General features: G+C 64.4%; 20 protein-coding genes. 14 read left to right on the top strand and 6 right to left on the bottom strand.

The annotated features are described in order from the left end of the window. Positions 1 to 159 precede the first annotated feature (159 nt). Positions 160 to 360, top strand: a complete 201-nt coding sequence (locus IB269_RS06820) for a hypothetical protein (RefSeq protein WP_192366730.1) — start codon at positions 160 to 162, stop codon at positions 358 to 360. 192 nt (positions 361 to 552) lie between these two features. Beyond that, positions 553 to 786, top strand: coding sequence for a hypothetical protein (locus IB269_RS29010; protein WP_017403895.1), 234 nt, complete (start codon positions 553 to 555; stop codon positions 784 to 786). A 57-nt stretch (positions 787 to 843) separates the two neighbouring features. On the opposite strand, the gene IB269_RS06810 is transcribed toward IB269_RS29010, so the two are convergent. Further along, on the bottom strand, positions 844 to 2181 hold the full coding sequence (locus IB269_RS06810) for an MFS transporter (protein WP_013802160.1): 1338 nt from the start codon (positions 2179 to 2181) through the stop codon (positions 844 to 846). Positions 2182 to 2479: 298 nt separating this feature from the next. Between IB269_RS06810 and cyoA the strand changes: the two genes are divergently transcribed. The 7 genes from cyoA to IB269_RS06775 all read left to right on the top strand — a co-directional run bounded on the left by cyoA (position 2480) and on the right by IB269_RS06775 (position 9447). Next, the gene (cyoA, locus tag IB269_RS06805) at positions 2480 to 3526 is read left to right on the top strand and encodes a ubiquinol oxidase subunit II (protein ID WP_012205882.1); all 1047 of its coding nucleotides are present in this window, start codon (positions 2480 to 2482) and stop codon (positions 3524 to 3526) included. 66 nt (positions 3527 to 3592) lie between these two features. Beyond that, a complete protein-coding gene (gene cyoB / locus IB269_RS06800) occupies positions 3593 to 5599 on the top strand; it encodes a cytochrome o ubiquinol oxidase subunit I (RefSeq protein WP_013802159.1) in 2007 nt (668 codons plus the stop codon). Next, a complete protein-coding gene (gene cyoC, locus IB269_RS06795) occupies positions 5592 to 6224 on the top strand; it encodes a cytochrome o ubiquinol oxidase subunit III (RefSeq protein WP_012205884.1) in 633 nt (210 codons plus the stop codon). The genes cyoB and cyoC overlap by 8 nt, the downstream gene beginning before the upstream one ends. After that, positions 6225 to 6665 (top strand): cytochrome o ubiquinol oxidase subunit IV, encoded by a 441-nt coding sequence (gene cyoD / locus IB269_RS06790; protein WP_012205885.1) that lies wholly within the window; start codon positions 6225 to 6227, stop codon positions 6663 to 6665. Between the two features lie 71 nt (positions 6666 to 6736). After that, positions 6737 to 7450 carry an SURF1 family protein gene (locus tag IB269_RS06785; protein WP_065346354.1) on the top strand — a complete coding sequence of 238 codons (714 nt, stop codon included), beginning with the start codon at positions 6737 to 6739 and terminating at the stop codon, positions 7448 to 7450. Between the two features lie 129 nt (positions 7451 to 7579). After that, positions 7580 to 8881 carry an ATP-binding protein gene (locus IB269_RS06780; RefSeq protein ID WP_013802157.1) on the top strand — a complete coding sequence of 434 codons (1302 nt, stop codon included), beginning with the start codon at positions 7580 to 7582 and terminating at the stop codon, positions 8879 to 8881. A gap of 29 nt (positions 8882 to 8910) precedes the next feature. Further along, positions 8911 to 9447, top strand: a complete 537-nt coding sequence (locus IB269_RS06775) for a response regulator transcription factor (protein WP_013802156.1) — start codon at positions 8911 to 8913, stop codon at positions 9445 to 9447. A 74-nt stretch (positions 9448 to 9521) separates the two neighbouring features. Here IB269_RS06775 and cyoE read toward each other — a convergent pair whose 3' ends face one another. Both cyoE and IB269_RS06765 read right to left on the bottom strand, forming a co-directional pair. Beyond that, positions 9522 to 10427 carry a heme o synthase gene (cyoE, locus tag IB269_RS06770; protein ID WP_192366729.1) on the bottom strand — a complete coding sequence of 302 codons (906 nt, stop codon included), beginning with the start codon at positions 10425 to 10427 and terminating at the stop codon, positions 9522 to 9524. Beyond that, positions 10424 to 11623 (bottom strand): COX15/CtaA family protein, encoded by a 1200-nt coding sequence (locus tag IB269_RS06765; protein WP_192366728.1) that lies wholly within the window; start codon positions 11621 to 11623, stop codon positions 10424 to 10426. The genes cyoE and IB269_RS06765 overlap by 4 nt, the downstream gene beginning before the upstream one ends. 820 nt (positions 11624 to 12443) lie before the next feature. Between IB269_RS06765 and IB269_RS06755 the strand changes: the two genes are divergently transcribed. The 4 genes from IB269_RS06755 to IB269_RS06740 all read left to right on the top strand — a co-directional run bounded on the left by IB269_RS06755 (position 12444) and on the right by IB269_RS06740 (position 13894). Then, positions 12444 to 12854, top strand: a complete 411-nt coding sequence (locus IB269_RS06755) for a hypothetical protein (RefSeq protein WP_013802153.1) — start codon at positions 12444 to 12446, stop codon at positions 12852 to 12854. A 161-nt stretch (positions 12855 to 13015) separates the two neighbouring features. Further along, entirely contained in the window at positions 13016 to 13198 is a 183-nt protein-coding gene (locus tag IB269_RS06750; protein ID WP_225613976.1) for a hypothetical protein, read from the top strand. Beyond that, on the top strand, positions 13195 to 13461 hold the full coding sequence (locus tag IB269_RS06745) for a hypothetical protein (protein WP_192366726.1): 267 nt from the start codon (positions 13195 to 13197) through the stop codon (positions 13459 to 13461). Before IB269_RS06750 ends, IB269_RS06745 begins: the two co-directional genes overlap by 4 nt. 151 nt (positions 13462 to 13612) lie before the next feature. After that, on the top strand, positions 13613 to 13894 hold the full coding sequence (locus IB269_RS06740; protein ID WP_012205894.1) for a hypothetical protein: 282 nt from the start codon (positions 13613 to 13615) through the stop codon (positions 13892 to 13894). 60 nt (positions 13895 to 13954) lie between these two features. Here the strand turns inward: IB269_RS06740 and IB269_RS06735 are convergent, their stop codons facing one another. From IB269_RS06735 to IB269_RS06725, 3 genes are all read right to left on the bottom strand, one after another. Beyond that, entirely contained in the window at positions 13955 to 14743 is a 789-nt protein-coding gene (locus tag IB269_RS06735; RefSeq protein WP_013802150.1) for a class I SAM-dependent methyltransferase, read from the bottom strand. Between the two features lie 714 nt (positions 14744 to 15457). Next, positions 15458 to 15595, bottom strand: coding sequence for a hypothetical protein (locus tag IB269_RS06730; RefSeq protein ID WP_192366935.1), 138 nt, complete (start codon positions 15593 to 15595; stop codon positions 15458 to 15460). 177 nt (positions 15596 to 15772) lie between these two features. Next, positions 15773 to 16060 (bottom strand): H-NS histone family protein, encoded by a 288-nt coding sequence (locus IB269_RS06725; protein ID WP_012205896.1) that lies wholly within the window; start codon positions 16058 to 16060, stop codon positions 15773 to 15775. A gap of 134 nt (positions 16061 to 16194) precedes the next feature. On the opposite strand from IB269_RS06725, the gene IB269_RS06720 reads away from it, so the two are divergent. Next, on the top strand, positions 16195 to 16446 hold the full coding sequence (locus tag IB269_RS06720) for a DUF333 domain-containing protein (protein WP_192366725.1): 252 nt from the start codon (positions 16195 to 16197) through the stop codon (positions 16444 to 16446). Positions 16447 to 17041: the final 595 nt, after the last annotated feature.

The raw sequence follows: 17041 nt of genomic DNA, 5'->3' as shown, positions 1-17041 counted from the left end.
GAGTTCGGAGCGCGCACGCGGGGCGCTGTCCCTGGTGGGAGGGTGTCCCGTCGGGACCAACGCGCATTATAGGTTTGCCCCATGGTTGCGGCAGCGAGCCCTGCCTAGCCTCCATCACGCACGTGGCCAAAGAAGGCCTCTCCTCCCATCTGCCCGCCCTTGAGCACGATCTCCAGCCCGTCACTGGCCGGATCGCTGACATGCGAGCGCAACAGCGGCGCGCGACTGGCCGGTCCACGGCGCCTGCAGCTGTGGGCGGCGCCCCATCCGGGCCGCAGGGCCGACATTCTTGCGCTGGAGAAATGGCTGGTGCAGGAGATGGGGGAGATGGGTAGCACAGGCGATCTCGCCGTTCCCTGATCCCGCTCAGACTGCGCGCGATGAGCAGCCTGGATAATCGCCAGCCGGAACCACAGCAAGCACACCATGGCGCAACCACAGACACCCGAGCCTCATTCCAGCGAACCGGCCACCGCTGCCAGCGCCAACGGATCCGATCCGGCCAAACCGCCAACACCGCCGAAATCGCCCAAGCCGCCAAAAAGCCGCATCGTGCCCTGGCTCATCGGCCTGCCCGTGGCCTTCTTCGCTGTGCTCATGCTGGCTGGCCAGTTGCTGTCCACGCCCGAAGGCGAGGCGCGCTGGGTGGAGCGCGAAACCATCAAGATCTGCCGCAAGGAAACCGCGCGGCCAGAGGCCGAGCGCAAGACGCAGCAGTTTGAATCGGTTCAGGACTGCGACAGGCTTGAATTCGACTTCAAGCAGCGCTACGGTGAAAACCCCTGAGGCGAAGTCACAACGAAAAAGGCCGGCAGAGCCGGCCTTTGGCTTGCAAGGGTCCGTTCAGTCGCGCGTCTCGATGGCGCGGTTGATGCCCAGCGCCGCCAGCGTGCACAGCGCGCCCGACAGCAGATAGATCCCCAGCGCCACCAGTCCGAAGCGCGAGGACACGCCCAGGGCCACCAGCGGAGCGAATGCCGCGCCCACCAGCCAGGCCATGTCCGAGGACAGCGCGGCACCCGTGTAGCGATAGCGTGAGGGGAAGTTGGACGTCACCGTGCCTGCCGCCTGGCCATAGGACAGGCCCAGCAGGATGAAGCCGACGATGATGAACACGTTGTTGCCCATCGTTCCGCTGCCCAGCAGCCAGGGCGCCAGGAAGCTGAAGATGCCGATCAGGCAGGCCATGGTGCCCAGCGTGTTGCGCCGGCCCACACGGTCGGCCAGCCAACCCGAGACCATGATGGCGGCAGCCGCACAGAAGGCGCCCACGATCTGCACCCCGAGCACATGGGTCACCGACTGGTCAGAGTACAGCGAGATCCAGGACAACGGGAAGATGGTCACCAGGTGGAACAGCGCAAAGCTGGCCAGGGCGGCAAACGCACCGATCACCACGTTGCGTCCCTCGTCGCGCATCAGCGGCAGCACGCCCATGGGCTCCAGCTCACGCTGCTGCAGCAGTTCGGTGTAGGACTGGCCCACGACCAGGCGCAGCCGGGCAAACAGTGCCACGACGTTGATGGCAAAGGCCACGCAGAAGGGATAGCGCCAGCCCCAGCTGAGGAACTCGTCGGCTCCCACATGGGCGTAGATGAAGGCAAACAGCCCTGCCGCGAGCACGAAGCCCAGCGGCGCGCCCAACTGGCCCATCATCGAATACCAGCCCCGCCGGTTCTTGGGCGCCGACATGGCCAGCAGCGACGGCAGCCCGTCCCACGAGCCGCCCAGCGCAATGCCCTGGCCTATGCGCAGCAGCGCCAGCACGATGATGGCGTTCACCCCCGCCTGCTGGTAGCTGGGCAGGAAGGCCATGCCCACGGTGCACACGCCCAGCAGAAACAGCGCCAGCGTCAGCTTGGTCGCCCGCCCCCAGCGCCGCTGCACGGCCATGGACAGCGCCGTGCCCAGCGGCCGGGCCACGAAGGCCAGCGAGAAGATGGCGAACGACATCAGCGTGCCGTCGAGCTTGGAAAGGTAGGGAAACAGCAGTGCCGGGAAGACCAGCACGCAGGCGATGCCGAACACGAAGAAGTCGAAGTACTCCGAGGATCGCCCGATGATCACGCCGACGGCGATTTCGTTGGGCGTGACATCTTCGTGGGTGTCGGCGCGGGACAGAGATTCTTTGCTCTCATAGCTTCCGCCGGGGAAGCTTGCAGTTGTGTCGAGGCCGCTCATAGATGGATGCTCCTTGTCTCGTCTCACTGACAGCTCTGTTCTACGCCCTCGCTTGATCTGGCGCAAGGCGGTTTCCACCTCGACCGGCCTCGGTGTTTGTCCTGCTGCGCGCGACTCGAAAATGCGGCCTCCGGACCGCCAGGCGCCTGCCGTGCACCCGCCCAGGTAGCAGAAAGTTCCCGGGTTCTCCTTGACGTTGGACAAAATGTCCAATGGACAAATTTATACTTCGTAATACATTTGCCCGGATCTTGTAATCCGCGTTTCTATGTAAACGCGCTCTTGTTGCGCCCCTAGCATGCTAAAAATCAAGGAACTCCGTGGGCCTGCGTGGCTCACCGCGGCCGCTTTGACAGCCAGTCTCACTGGCTGCAGCAAAGCCGTCGTGCTCAACCCCGCCGGCGACATCGCCGCGCAGCAAGGCAACCTGGTGGTCACGGCCACCTTGCTGATGCTGATCATCATCATCCCGGTGATCATCCTCACGCTGCTTTTCGCCTGGAAATACCGCCAGTCGAACACCGAGGCCCACTACGACCCCGAATGGCACCACTCCACCACGCTGGAGCTGGTGATCTGGTCCGTGCCGCTGATGATCATCATCGCGCTGGGCGCCATCACCTGGATCAGCACCCACAAGCTGGACCCCTACCGTCCGCTGGACCGCGTCTCGGCCACCAAGCCGCTGAGCACCGATGTCAAGCCGCTGGAGGTGCAGGTCGTGGCCATGGACTGGAAGTGGCTGTTCTTCATCCCTGAAAAAGGCATCGCCACCGTCAACGAGCTGGCCGCTCCCGTGGATCGTCCCATCCACTTCAAGCTGACCGCCACCTCGACGATGAACTCCTTCTACGTGCCTGACCTGGCCGGCATGATCTATGCCATGCCCGGCATGCAGACCGAGCTGAACGCCGTGATCAACAAGCCCGGCGTGTTCCACGGCCTGGCATCGCACTACAGCGGCGCCGGCTTCTCGGGCATGACGTTCAAGTTCCATGGCCTGAGCAACGAAGAGTTCGATCAGTGGGTTGCCAAGGCCAAGTCCGAAGGCAAGGCCCTGACGCGCGATACCTACCTGAACCTGGTCAAGCCCAGCGAGCGCAACCCGGTCGAGCGCTTCGCCACGGTGGACGAAGGCCTGTACGACAAGGTGCTCAACCGCTGTGTCGAAGAAGGCAAGATGTGCATGCATCACATGATGGCCATCGACGCTGCCGGCGGCGAAGCCTATCTCAAGGCCGTGGGCATGAACCTGCCCCAGGATGTGTGCACGGTGCAAAACGCCGACCGCGTCGTGGCCTTCCTGGACCAGCGCGACGGCTCCGCAGCCGCTGCGCAGCAATAAGCAGTTAGCGGACGCGGACGACGGCCAGACCGCCGCCCGCTCCCATCACGACCTAAGAGACTCGATATGTCTGAACATACCTCCCCGGCACAGGCCCACTGGCTGCTGGGACGCATCACTTGGGACTCCATCCCGATGGCGCATGAGCCCATCGTGCTGGCGACCTTCATCGCCGTGGTGCTCGGCGGCCTTGCCGTGCTGGGCCTGCTCACCAAGTTCCGCCTGTGGGGCCCGCTGTGGCGCGACTGGCTGTGCAGCATCGACCACAAGAAGATCGGCATCATGTACATGATCCTCGGTCTGGTCATGCTGCTGCGCGGCTTTGCCGACGCGCTGATGATGCGCCTGCAGCAGGCCATGGCCTTCGGCGACAACCTGGGCTACCTGCCTCCGCACCACTACGACCAGATCTTCACGGCACACGGCGTGATCATGATCTTCTTCGTGGCCATGCCCTTCGTGACAGGCCTGATGAACTATCTGGTGCCGCTGCAGATCGGCGCCCGCGACGTGTCCTTCCCGTTCCTGAACAACTTCAGCTTCTGGATGACCACGGGCGGCGCCGTGCTGGTGATGATCTCGCTGTTCCTGGGCGAGTTCTCCACCTCCGGCTGGCTGGCACTGTCCAACCTGGGGGCGCAGAACCCCGGGGTCGGGCTTGACTACTACATCTGGGGATTGCAGGTGGCCGGCGTCGGCACCACGCTGTCAGGCATCAACCTGATCGTGACCATCATCAAGATGCGCGCACCCGGCATGAACCTGATGAAGATGCCCGTCTTCACCTGGACCGCCCTGTGCACCAACGCGCTGATCGTGGCCTCGTTCCCCATCCTGACCGCAGCCCTGGTGCTGATGTCGCTGGACCGCTACGTCGGCACGAACTTCTTCACGAACGAGCTGGGCGGCAACCCCATGCTGTACGTGAACCTGATCTGGATCTGGGGCCACCCCGAGGTCTACATCCTGATCCTGCCCTGCTTCGGCATCTTCTCGGAGATCGTCTCCACCTTCAGCCGCAAGCGCCTGTTCGGCTACACCTCCATGGTGTACGCGACGGTGTGTATCACCATCCTGTCCTACCTGGTCTGGCTGCACCACTTCTTCACCATGGGCTCCGGCGCCAGCGTGAACACCTTCTTCGGCATCACGACGATGATCATCTCGATCCCGACGGGCGCCAAGATCTTCAACTGGCTGTTCACCATGTACCGCGGCCGCATCCGCTTCACGGTGCCGATGCTGTGGACCGTGGGCTTCATGTGCACCTTCGCCATCGGCGGCATGACCGGCGTGCTGCTGGCCGTTCCCCCGGCCGACTTCGTGCTGCACAACAGCCTGTTCCTGATCGCCCACTTCCACAACGTGATCATCGGCGGCGTGGTGTTCGGCGTGTTCGCCGGCATCAACTTCTGGTTCCCCAAGGCCTTCGGCTACAAGCTCGACGAGTTCTGGGGCAAGTGCTCGTTCTGGTTCTGGCTGGTCGGCTTCTGGGTCGCCTTCACTCCGCTGTACGTGCTGGGCCTGATGGGCGTGACACGCCGTGCCAACCACTTCGAGGACCCCTCGCTGCAGATCTGGTTCGTGATCGCCGCCCTGGGCGCCGGCTTGGTGGCACTGGGCATCGGCAGCTTCCTGATCCAGCTGGTGGTCAGCTACTTCAAGCGCGACCAGCTGCGTGACGTGACCGGCGACCCATGGGAAGGCCGCACGCTGGAGTGGGCCACCTCCTCGCCCCCTCCCCAGTACAACTTCGCCTTCACGCCCGTGGTGCATGAGATCGATGCCTGGTGGGACATGAAGAAGCACGGCTACCAGCGTCCGCTGACCGGCTTCAAGCCCGTCCACATGCCGTCCAACACCGGCGCCGGCGTCGTGATCGCAGCGCTGTCCACGGTCTTCGGCTTCGCGATGATCTGGCACATGTGGCCCCTGGCCATTGCGTCGTTCGCCGCCACCGTGCTGGCGTCGATCATCCACACGTTCAACTACAAGCGCGACTACTACATCCCCGCCGCAGAAGTCGCGGCCACGGAAGAACTGCGCACACAACAGCTGGCACGTCATGTCTGATACCCGTTACACCGCAGGCGGCGCTGCCGCCCTGGCCCCGCGCGAGTACCACCTCGCCGAGGAGCCCCATCCCGAAAACGGCACCGCTCTGGGCTTCTGGCTCTACCTGATGAGCGACTGCCTGATCTTTGCAGCGCTGTTCGCCACCTATGGCGTGCTGGGCCGCAACTACGCTGCAGGCCCTACGGGCGCCCAGCTGTTCGACCTGCCCCTGGTGGCGATGAACACGGCCTTCCTGCTGCTGTCGTCCATCACCTTCGGCTTCGCCATGCTGCAAAAGCAGCAGGGCAAGCTGGGCGGCACCCAGCTGTGGCTGGCCATCACCGGCCTGTTCGGCCTGTGCTTCCTGGGCCTGGAGCTCTATGAGTTCTCCCACCTGCTGCACGAGGGCGCAGGCCCGCAGCGCAGCGCCTTCCTGTCCTCGTTCTTCACGCTGGTGGGCACCCACGGCCTGCACGTGAGCTTCGGCCTGATCTGGCTGGTCACGCTGATGATCCAGATCAACAAGCACGGCCTGACGCACGAGAACAACCGCCGCCTGATGTGCCTGTCGATGTTCTGGCACTTCTTGGACGTGGTCTGGATCGGCGTCTTCACTTTTGTTTACCTGATGGGGGTGCTGTAAATGGCTGCACACGACATCCACGCCGGCCATGGCCACGGTCACCACGACCATCACGGCCATGACGATCACCACCACGACGCAGGCCCGCACAGCACGTTCTCGGGCTATATGTGGGGCTTCGTGCTCTCGATCATCCTGACGGCCATCCCGTTCTGGCTGGTGATGAGCAATGTCATCTCGGACCGTGCAACGGCCGTGATGGTGCTCGGCGGCTTCGCCGTGGTGCAGATCCTGGTCCACATGGTCTTCTTCCTGCACATGAACGGCAAGATCGAAGGCGGCTGGACCCTGCTGTCCACCATCTTCACCGTGGTCTTCGTGGCCATCGGCATTGCGGGCACCCTGTGGGTCATGTTCCACATGAACACCAACATGATGCCCCAGCACACCATGCCGGCCGACCCTGCCGCGCAGACGGCTCCGGCCTCGGTCACGCCTTGACCGCATCCGGAAACTCCGGGCCCTCCAGCCACGCCGGCGCATCGCGCCGGCGTGGCCCACTCGCTCAGGCGATGCTCATCTCGGTGGGCATCGCCTTGTTTTTGGGCTTCATCTTCCTGGGCAGCTGGCAGGTCCAGCGCCGTGCCTGGAAGCTGGACTTGATAGAGCGCGTGGACCAGCGCGTGCACGCCGCGCCCGCGGCCCTGCCCCCGCCCGCCGAATGGCCGCAGATCACGGCCGCCGACCACGAGTACCGCGCCGTGCAGGCCAGCGGCCACTGGCTGGCCGGCAAGACCGTGCTGACCCAGGCCGTGACCGAATTGGGCGCCGGCTTCTGGGTGCTGACGCCGCTGCAGATGGACGACGGCAACCAGGTGTTGGTGAACCGGGGCTTCATTCCCACAGCGCAGCGCGCGCGCTGGCAGGATCAGCCCGCACAGGCGCCCCAGGACCCGGTGACGGTGGCCGGCCTGCTGCGCATCAGCGAGCCGCGCGGCGGCTTCCTGCGTGAGAACGATCCCGCGCAGCAGCGCTGGTTCTCGCGCGATGTGGCGGCCATTGCACAGGCCCAGGGCCTGGACCATGCAGCCCCCTACTTCATCGACGCAGGCCTGCCGGGCCAGCCCGTGGCAGACGGCACCTGGCCGCGCCCGGGCATGACCGTGATCCGCTTCCCCAACAGCCACCTGGTCTATGCGCTGACCTGGTACGGGCTGGCGCTGATGGTGGTCGGCGCGGCCTGGCTGGTCAGGCGCAATGACCGGCAGGCAAGCAGCAAGCCGTAAGGCCGCAAGGCCGTAAAGCCGTCGCTGCAGGCAACAGGGCCACCGATGACATCGGTGGCCTTTTTTACGCCAGTCCTCTACAAGACCCTGCCGCGCCACGGCTGCCTGCGGTAGCGCACAATCGCCCGCGTGAATTCGCCTTCAGAGTCCCTGTTCCGCGTCGAGCGCACCACCGAACGCCAGAACATGCAGCTGCTGATACAGCTGCGCTGGTTTGCCGTGGTCGGGCAGGTGATCACCATCTCCCTGGTGCACTACGGCTTCGGCATCACCCTGCCGCTGCCGGCCATGGCCCTGGTGCTGATGGCCAGCGTCTTCACCAATCTTGGCTACATCTACTGGTACCGCAGCCACCGCCGCCAGATCTCGGCGCGCAACCTGTTCCTGGCCCTGCTGGCCGACGTGCTCGCCCTGGCCATACAGCTGTATTTGAGCGGCGGCGCCAGCAATCCCTTCATCTATCTGTTCCTGCTGCAGGGCATTCTGGGCGCCGTGCTGCTCAGGCCCGTGCACGCCTGGATCATCGTTGCCAGCACCTCGCTGTGCACCCTGGTGCTGGCCATCGTGCACTGGCCCCTGCCCATTGGCGCGGCGGGACCGGACGGGCTGCCCGGCCTGTACGTGAGCGGCATTCTGATCAGCTTCGGGCTGACCACGGTGCTGCTGGTCGTCTTCCTGCGCCGCATCGTCTCCAACCTGCGCCGGCGTGACGCACGGCTGGCCAACATGCGCCAGCGTGCCAGCGAAGAGGAGCACATCGTGCGCATGGGCCTGCTGGCCACGGGCGCGGCGCACGAGCTGGGCACGCCGCTGTCCACCATGTCCGTCATCCTGGGCGACTGGCAGCGCATGCCCGCCATCACGCAAGACCCCGACCTGCTGGCCGACCTGCAGGAAATGCAGCAGCAGCTGCTGCGCTGCAAGTCCATCGTCTCCAGCGTGCTCATGTCGGCCGGCGAGACCCGCGCCGATGCGCCACAGGCTACCACGCTGCGCGCCTTCATGGACGGCGTGGTCGCGCACTGGCAGTCACGCCACGCCGTGGAGCATTTCGACTATGTCCAGGCCGACGAGGACTTCCCCATTCTTTCCGATACCGCGTTGCAGCAAATGGTTTGCAATGTGCTCGACAATGCGGCCGAAGCCTCCCCCCGCCATGTGGCGCTGCACCTGGCCGTGCGCACCGGCATGCTGTGCATCACCGTGCGCGACAAGGGACCGGGCTTTGCACCCGCCGTGCTGGAACAGCTGGGCCAGCGCCATATCTCCACCAAGACGGAGCGCCCGGGCCGGGGGCTGGGCCTGTTCCTTGTGCTCAACGTGGCGCGCTCGCTGGGCGGACGCGTTCAGGTGAGGAACACCCCGCCGCGGGGCAGTGAGGTGGAGATCCGCCTGCCCCTGTCATCGATTGCCATTGAACCCGGCGCCTGAAGCGGCGCCCACAGGAACCCGAATCGCCCATGGACAGCTCCCGCCTCCTGCTGCTGGTTGAAGACGATGCGACCTTTGCGCGCACGCTGACGCGCTCATTCGAGCGGCGCGGCTACCGCGTGCTGCAGGCCGCCAGCGCCGAGGAAGTGCGCGAGCTGCTGCAGACGCACTCGCCGCAATACGCCGTCATGGACCTCAAGCTGGCGGGCAACGCGTCGGGCCTGAGCTGCGTGCAGATGCTGCACCAGCACAGCCCCGAGGCGCTGATCGTCGTGCTTACCGGCTATGCCAGCATTGCCACGGCGGTGGAGGCGGTCAAGCTAGGCGCATGCCACTATCTGGCCAAGCCCTCCAACACCGACGATATCGAGGCCGCCTTCGGCCGCCTCGAAGGCCGCACCGACGTGGAACTATCACGCAACCCCACCTCCATCAAGACGCTGGAGTGGGAACACATCCACGAAACCCTGGCCGAGAGCGATTTCAACATCTCCGAAGCCGCCCGCCGCCTGGGCATGCACCGGCGCACGCTGGCGCGCAAGCTGGAAAAGCGGCAGATCAAGTAAGGCGGCAGGCAACAAAAGGCAAACCGGGCCTCAAGGGCCCGGTTTTTCATTGCGCGGCCATGGCCCTCAGGCCATCAGCCCAGCCAGAGGTAGTGATCGATCAGCAGCGCCAGGAACAGCACGCTCAGGTGGATCAGCGAGAAGCGGAATGTCTTGCGCGACAGCTGGTCCGAGTAATTGCGCCACAGTGCAAAGGCATAGACACAGAAGCCCACGCTCAGCACCACGGCCACCACCAGGTACAGCCAGGAGCTCATGCCGTACATGAAGGGCAGCATGCAGGCCGCAAACAGGATCACCGTGTACAGCAGGATCTGCAGCCGCGTGTACTCGCTGCCATGCGTCACGGGCAGCATGGGCAGGCCGGACTGGCGGTAGTCTTCCACGCGGTACAGCGCCAGCGCCCAGAAATGGGGCGGCGTCCACAGGAAGATGATGAGGAACAGGATCAGCGCCTCGGGACCGACCTGGCCCGTCATCGCGGCCCAGCCCAGCACGGGCGGCATGGCACCGGAGGCGCCGCCGATCACGATGTTCTGCGGCGTGGCAGGCTTGAGGATCACCGTGTAGATCACGGCATAGCCCACGAAGGTGGCCAGCGTCAGCCACATGGTCAGCGGGTTGGTGCACAGCAACAGCACCAGCGCGCCCAGCGTGCACAGGATGGCCGAGAAGGCCAGCGCCTGCTGGCTGCTCAGCTCGCCGCGCGCCGTGGGCCGCCATGAGGTGCGCTTCATGCGCGCATCGATATGGCGCTCCACCAGGCAGTTGAAGGCGGCAGCCGCGCCCGCCACCAGCCAGATGCCCAGGCAGGCCAGCGCCATGTGCAGCCACTGGTCGGCGTTGGGCCAGCCGGGCACGGCCAGCACCATGCCGATCAGTGCGCAGAACACGATCAGCTGCACCACACGCGGCTTGGTCAGGGCATAGAACTGTGTCCAGCGCGAGGGCTCGACACTCAGGGAAGCTTGTTTACTCATGCAATCTCTCCACGGGCAACCGGCAGACCGTCCCGCAGTGCGCCCGGGCGGCTGGCCGCCAGGCACCAAACAATCACGGTCACCAGCGCAGCTGCGCCGCCCGTATGCAGCACCGCGGCCACCAGCGGCCAATCGAGCACCACGTTCGACAGGCCTGTCAGCACCTGCAGCACCAAAAACGCACCCAGCACGCGGCGCTGCGACGCCAGTGCGGGCACCTCACCCAAACGCCACCACAGCCCGGCCAGCGCAGCCACCACCACATAGGCCGCCAGGCGGTGCAGATAGTGGATGGCCGTGAGGCCCGCAAAGCTGATGTTGCTGCCGTCCTGCAGCAGCCCCAGCGGCCGCCAGATCTGCAGCGCCTGCGAAAAATCCATGGCCGGCCACCAACTTCCCTGGCAGGTCGGGAAACTGCTGCATGCCAGCACCGCATAGTTGGTGCTGACCCAGCCGCCCAGCGCCACCTGCAGCACCAGCAGCGCAAGGCCCAGCCACAGCCCCGCGCGCAGCGCAGTTGAAATCACGGTCGCCTCTTGCCGACGCGCAGCACGGCTCAGCCCCACGGCGGGCACGCACAGCAAGGCCAGCAGCCCCGTGCCGCCCAGCAGGTGCAGGGTCACGATGGCCGGGAAAAGCTTCATGGTCACGGTCCAGGCGCCAAAGGCGCCCTGCAGGCAGACCCAGAACAGCGCCAGCGTGGGCCACCACGGACTCAGGGCACCGCCTGTGCCCTCCGCCCCTGTACGCTCGGCGCCTGCGCCACCCGCCCTGCCCAGGCGCCGCGCGCGCCGCCAGGCCATGATGGTCATGGCGATGATGAGCACGCCCACGGTGGTGGCCAGATAGCGGTGGACCATCTCTATCCATGCCTTGCCATGCGTCACCGGCCCGGTGGGCATGGCGGCCTGGGCCTCGGCAATCTGCGCGCGGGCGCCCATGGGGCTGGCGCTGCCATAGCAGCCCGGCCAGTCGGGGCAGCCCAGGCCGGAATCGGTCAGGCGGGTGAAGGCGCCGAACAGCACCAGATCGAAGGTCAGGAACAGCGTGAGCACCGACAGCGCCTGCAGCCGCTTGAGCGAGCCGCCGCTGCGGTTGCGCAGCCACACCCAGGCCAGGGGGCCCAGTGCCAGCAACAGGCCCAGCAGCATCAGCTCCAGAACGGGGGCCAGATCGTACAGCGCCTGCTCGCTCACGCCCGCCCTCCGCAGCGCGGCGTGCACCACACGGCATGGCCCCCGGGCAAGCCGAAAGGCAATGCCGCAGGCGCATCCGGTTGGCGACAGCAGATCTTCATAAATGAGAGCAATTTGACGAGAAGGCTCAGCCCCATGCGCGAGATTGGATCGCAGGCCGGGCCTACAGAGAATCAGGACATGCACCCAGATACCGGCTGCGGGACCGCGCCCCATGCACAAGGCCCGCCAAGCGGGCCCGGTCGCTGCAACTTTCAGAGCAGCATGTCTTTGATATGAAACAATTCTACTTGGCTGCGAACCGCTCAATCGCCCACGCATGCAGTGCCCCTAGATCGCAGCCAGCTTCTTTTGGCCGGTGCGATGCGGCTTGAGCCTGGCGCACACGAATTTCCACAGGACCCTGCCCAAGACGTCGGCGGCCCAGCTTTACACGACTGCTCAGATTCGCTCAGATTCAGACACCTCGCGTTCCTTAGATTGGTGGTTTCACTTGGGAACCGGCAACTGCCGGGTGAGGCCATGATTGCAGGAGGCTCGTGGACTGTGCTTGATGGGCACGGAAACGAAATCGGGCGTGTCGAAGGCGATGAATTCGTCCGTTGCGGGACCAGGCCCATCTACCGCATCGATGGACCGGCGCTGTACTCCATGGACGGTTCGGCCAGACTGATGGGCTTTATCGAAGGGACCGAGGTCAGAACGCGGCAAGGCCGGATCTTCCTCAAATTTCTCGCGCATTGAGCGGCACTGCTCAGATTTGCTCATCTTCGGCCAGTCGAAGCCAGGGAGACTCCACGTCCAAGAAAACCTCCAGGCAATGGACCTCTTTTTCGTGCGCGTGCTCTCCAACAACGATTTCAATGCCTTCTGGGACGGCATCGCCCAGGACAAGCCCCTGAAGACGCCCGACAAGGGACGCACCGCGTCCTTCACTGTCATCCGCCGCAGCGACAGCGGCCTGGAAGTCAGAACGCACAAGGGCAACACGGTGCGCATAAGGCGGGAAGCCTTCGGCGCCGTGCTGCGCCATCTGGCCCAGGAGCATCACGGCGCCGAGCGGCCCTGCATCGTGGCCTCCAGCCAGCACCGGCCCGGCTTTCTGGGCTTTGCGGCCAAACAGGCCAACGACAACGCAGCCGTGGTGATCACCTACATCCTGCCCATACTGCAGGACGCAGGACTTGTGGAAATCGACGGCAACCGGCCCAACAGGACCTGGCTGCTTTGAACAACTGCACAGCCTTCGGCCTTCTGCGCCGGTCGATGACAATCTATGTCAATTCATTCATAGCCAATCACTAAGGCGCACAGATAATTGCCGGCATTCGTGTGAATTGTGAGAAGGGTCCGGGCCACGCTCGGCGCCCTTCGATGCTGGAGGATTGGCAGATGAGCGCCCCGGAAATGGAGGCCATACAGGAGCGGCTGAAGAAGCTGCGGGCCGACGAGGCGCTGGTTGCCGAGCAGCTGGACCGGCTGCAGGCCCAAAAGGCTGCGCTGCAGCACAGGCTGGCCATGATCCAGGGCGCCGTGCAGGTGCTTGAAGAGATGCGTCAGGAGCTGGGGCCATGAACCGTGGCAAGCCCGTCTCACCACCCGCATCGCCCCCCGCCTCACCCTCCGCATCGCCCACCCCCACCTTGCCCACAGCCGAAGACTGGCTGGCAAGAATTGCGGCGCTGGATGCCACGCAGCCCCCTCCCACCCCGCCCCGTTTGCGCAACCCCCGCAAGGCAAAGCGCCGCAGGGCGGTCACCGTCGTGGCAATGGCCGTGCTGCTGGGGCTGCTGGCCATCGCCCTGGCCGTGGCGGTGCAGTTGATGTGGGTCAAGTAGCTGTCACACGGCAGCAGCGGAAAGAGCCTTCAAGCGTGAAGCCAACCGAGCCGGGGCTGCTGTATACCCTCACATCCTGGCGAAGTCCCCATATTGTTTGCATGCTCACTTACGCCTAGCATGTGTCCACACTCAACGCAGTGGAGGTGCCATGGCCGATCCCGAAGAACCACTGGAAGTACGCTCAGAACGCTGGCAGTCGCTGAAGGGGCTGGACATCGCCTCCGTGGATCTGGGTCCCATCTGCGTGGTGCTCATGCTGACGCTGATCTGCATGGCCGTGATGATGCTGCTGGCCAAATCCGGCGCCGAGCAAGCACGGCAGGCCCAGCCATCGTCTCAGGCCAAGGGCCCAGCACCCCGACCGAAGCCGGCGCAGCCCGTGACCGAACCCGCCCAGCAACAGACCTGGACGCCGGCCTTGCGCACCTGAGGGCGACCTGAGGGAGACCTAAGGCCGACCTGAGGGCGGCAAGGCCAGGCAGCAGTACCTTCAGAGTTTCACCGAACGTGTCGCAATGAAGGTCGGCACGAACTTCTCGATCACAAAACGGGCATGGGGCTGCCAGTCTTCATGAAAGCCCGTCAGCACCAGCCCCGCATCCAGCTGGCCGCCGATCTGATCGGCCAGCGTATGGCCGAACACCAGCGCCTCATTGCGCTCCCGCTTGGCATCAAGCGCTGCGGGCGGCAAATCCACCACATCGGAATACGGCAGGCGCCGCGCAGGCCGCATGAGCCCTTGCTCGCGCAACGCGGGATCGCGGTCCTCCACGAAGACCACCGGATTCCAGAAGCTGGACAGAAGGCGCCCACCCTTCGCGAGCACCCGCGCGCATTCACGCCATACGGGCCGCACATCAGGCACGTAGAGGTTGGAGATGGGATGAAAGATCACATCGAAGCCGGCATCTGCAAAAACGCCCAGATCGCGCATGTCGCCCTGCACGCAGGTCAGCGCAAGGCCTTCGCGCTGCGCCACATGACGGTCCTGTGCAAGCTGCCCGGCAGAGGCATCGAACACGGTGACCTGCGCGCCCGCCGCCGCAAGAATGGGCCCCTGCTGGCCGCCGCCGCCGGCAAGGCAGAGGATGCGCAGGCCGCGCACATCATCCAGCCAGCCCGCTGGCAAGGGGCCGGGCGTGAGCCGCGCCTGCCAGCTTCCGGCACGGGCCCGGGCTATTTCTGCGCTGTCGACCGGGCGCGACCAGTCGCAGTCTTTCGCTGCCTGCAGGTTCCAGGCAGCGGTGTTGTGGGCAAGGATGTCGATGGGTTCTGTCATGGGCACTCTTTCAAAAAGAGGCCGCACGGCGACGCGAGGTTGCGTTCAGAAAACGCGGAGCAGTCAACGGGCATGCAGGTGGTGACGCGGGCGTCCGCCGTGGGCCGGGAATGGGCTTCGGGGGGATCGGTCGGACAAGGGTCCGAAGGCGTCACAGGTTCATGTCAGGCTCGCAGCGGTCGCAGGGATGGAAGATGCAAATTCTAAGACTGCGCAAATTGCACTGTCAAACCACTGCGGCGCGTTCCCCACACGGTCATGCGGAAGTCACAACCGTGAGACGGCTTGGCTGTAAGTTGAACACGCACCCTCGATGGCGCTGGCTTCTGCTGCGCCATGGCGCGCCCGCTGACGACCGGCCTTTACCACCCCGGCGCCCAATGGATACCGAGGAGCAACACTTTGAAGGAGAGCTATGCGTAGTCCCAAGAAAGGCCGAGAGCCGATCCGGCTCATGGACCTGGCCCCCGCCGTCTTCTGCATCCAGTGCGAACAGGAAAAACCCGCCACAGGAGCCCGCCAATTCCACGCGTGGCATGTATGCAGCGACTGCTCGCAGAAGTTGGCCCAACTCCCCCCGGCGCAAGCACCCACGGCGCACCACGCGCACTGAGGCAAGCGATTCCCCAAAACGAAAGCCCGCCAGATGGCGGGCTTTCTCATGCCCTCGCGGACATGAGCGGGGGGGGGCGGGAGCGGGACGTCGATGCGCGCCTACCAGGGCACAAACATGATCACCAGTGCCACAGCCACGATAGCGGCAACGATGTACATGGTTCGCTTGGTGGCGAACCGGTTGCGGGACGACGAGGTGGGCACTTGGCCGGGGGTGTTGGGAGTAGGTGTGTTCATGGCCTCAAGCATGGTCGCCGCCCGGGACCAGCCCTGTCGGACAAGCACAGCTAAGGCAATCAGCGCAGAGCATGACAAGGGCGTCGGCCTTGGCGCAAGGTGACGCTTGTGAACTGCCGTGGGCCTACTGAGCGCAAGTGGCCAGAAAAGACAAAGCCCGCGGGTGCGGGCTGTTGGTCAGATTTCGAAGGCAGTGCGGTCCACTGCATCCTTGATCCACGCAGGAGGCTTGCCCCGGCCGGTCCACGTTGCGCCGGTGGACGGATCACGGTACTTGGGCACGCCTGCACCGACGGGCGACTTGCGCTTGCCCGTGCTGAACACATCTTCCTGGGTCAATTGGAATTGCTGGACGAGCTCGCGAACCTTGGCGATGGCCCCGCCTTTTTCGGCTTTCAGGACTTCGGCAATGCGTGCTTCGATCTCTGCCTTTTGCTGCAGGAGCGTCTTGTAATCAGGTGTCATGGACTTTTCTTGGGTTGTATGCTAGCGAGTCAGCATTCTATGCACAAAATGCCGCACTGACATACCTTTGCATCGCAAACCGAAGGTTGCGGACGCAACAACACTCTCAACCTCCAGAGGTATAGAGTGGCGCAATGAACAACGCACTGGAACTCTCAGGAATCGCGCTGGTGGCCCTGGTGGCACTGGCACTCAGCGCATGCGCCCAACAGAAGCTGGCACCCTCCGTGGGCATGGCCAATCCCGCATCGGTCTATTGCGGTGAAATCGGCGGACAAGTTCGGATGGAGAAGACGCCCCAGGGTCAGGAAGGCATCTGCGTGCTGCCGAACGGGACGGAAATGGAAGAGTGGACGCTGTACCGCAAGGACCATCCGGCCAAGTAGTGGGATAGTGCTCTGCACGAAACACAAGCAAGCCGTTAACGCCCCACCGTCAACCTGCTGCAGTTCCACCTCCGTGGCCATCAGGGTCACAACCTACTGGCGTGCCTCGTCCAAATCCCGTGCGACCTCCGGCGGTAAATCAGCGCGCAGCACTTGACCATCCGGGGTGACTTCACACAGCAGACCTGCAACTTCTTTACACGACGTAAAGCTTTTCTTCAGGAAAGGTCTGCATACTGGCCGGCAACGGATTCCGCCGAGCCTGGGAGCTTTCTCCTCCCTCCCTCTCAAATCCCTTTCCCAGGCACGCCCCCACGGCATCGGCATTTTTCTTCCAGGGCCCGCAGCTTCGCCGCTTGCGGGCCCTTTTCGTTGCCCCTTCAACGGCCGCAGCTCCAAGCGGACACCGTGTCGAAAGAACTCATATATACGGGGCATGCTCGACCTACATGAGCACCCTGACTTGGCTCGCACAGGGAAGCCTCACAAGCAGTTGAAATAGCGTCAGTCCCGAGACCCGCAATGCCCTGCTGATGGAGATAAGCATGAGTCAAGTCGTACCGAGTGAGTCTTTCAATCCGGACCCTGATGCCCG

The sequence above is a fragment of the Delftia sp. DLF01 genome (genome assembly GCF_014852125.1).
GTDB lineage: Bacteria > Pseudomonadota > Gammaproteobacteria > Burkholderiales > Burkholderiaceae_C > Comamonas > Comamonas acidovorans.
Note: the sequence above shows the minus strand (reverse complement) of the source record. Positions and strands in the feature narration are given on the sequence as shown.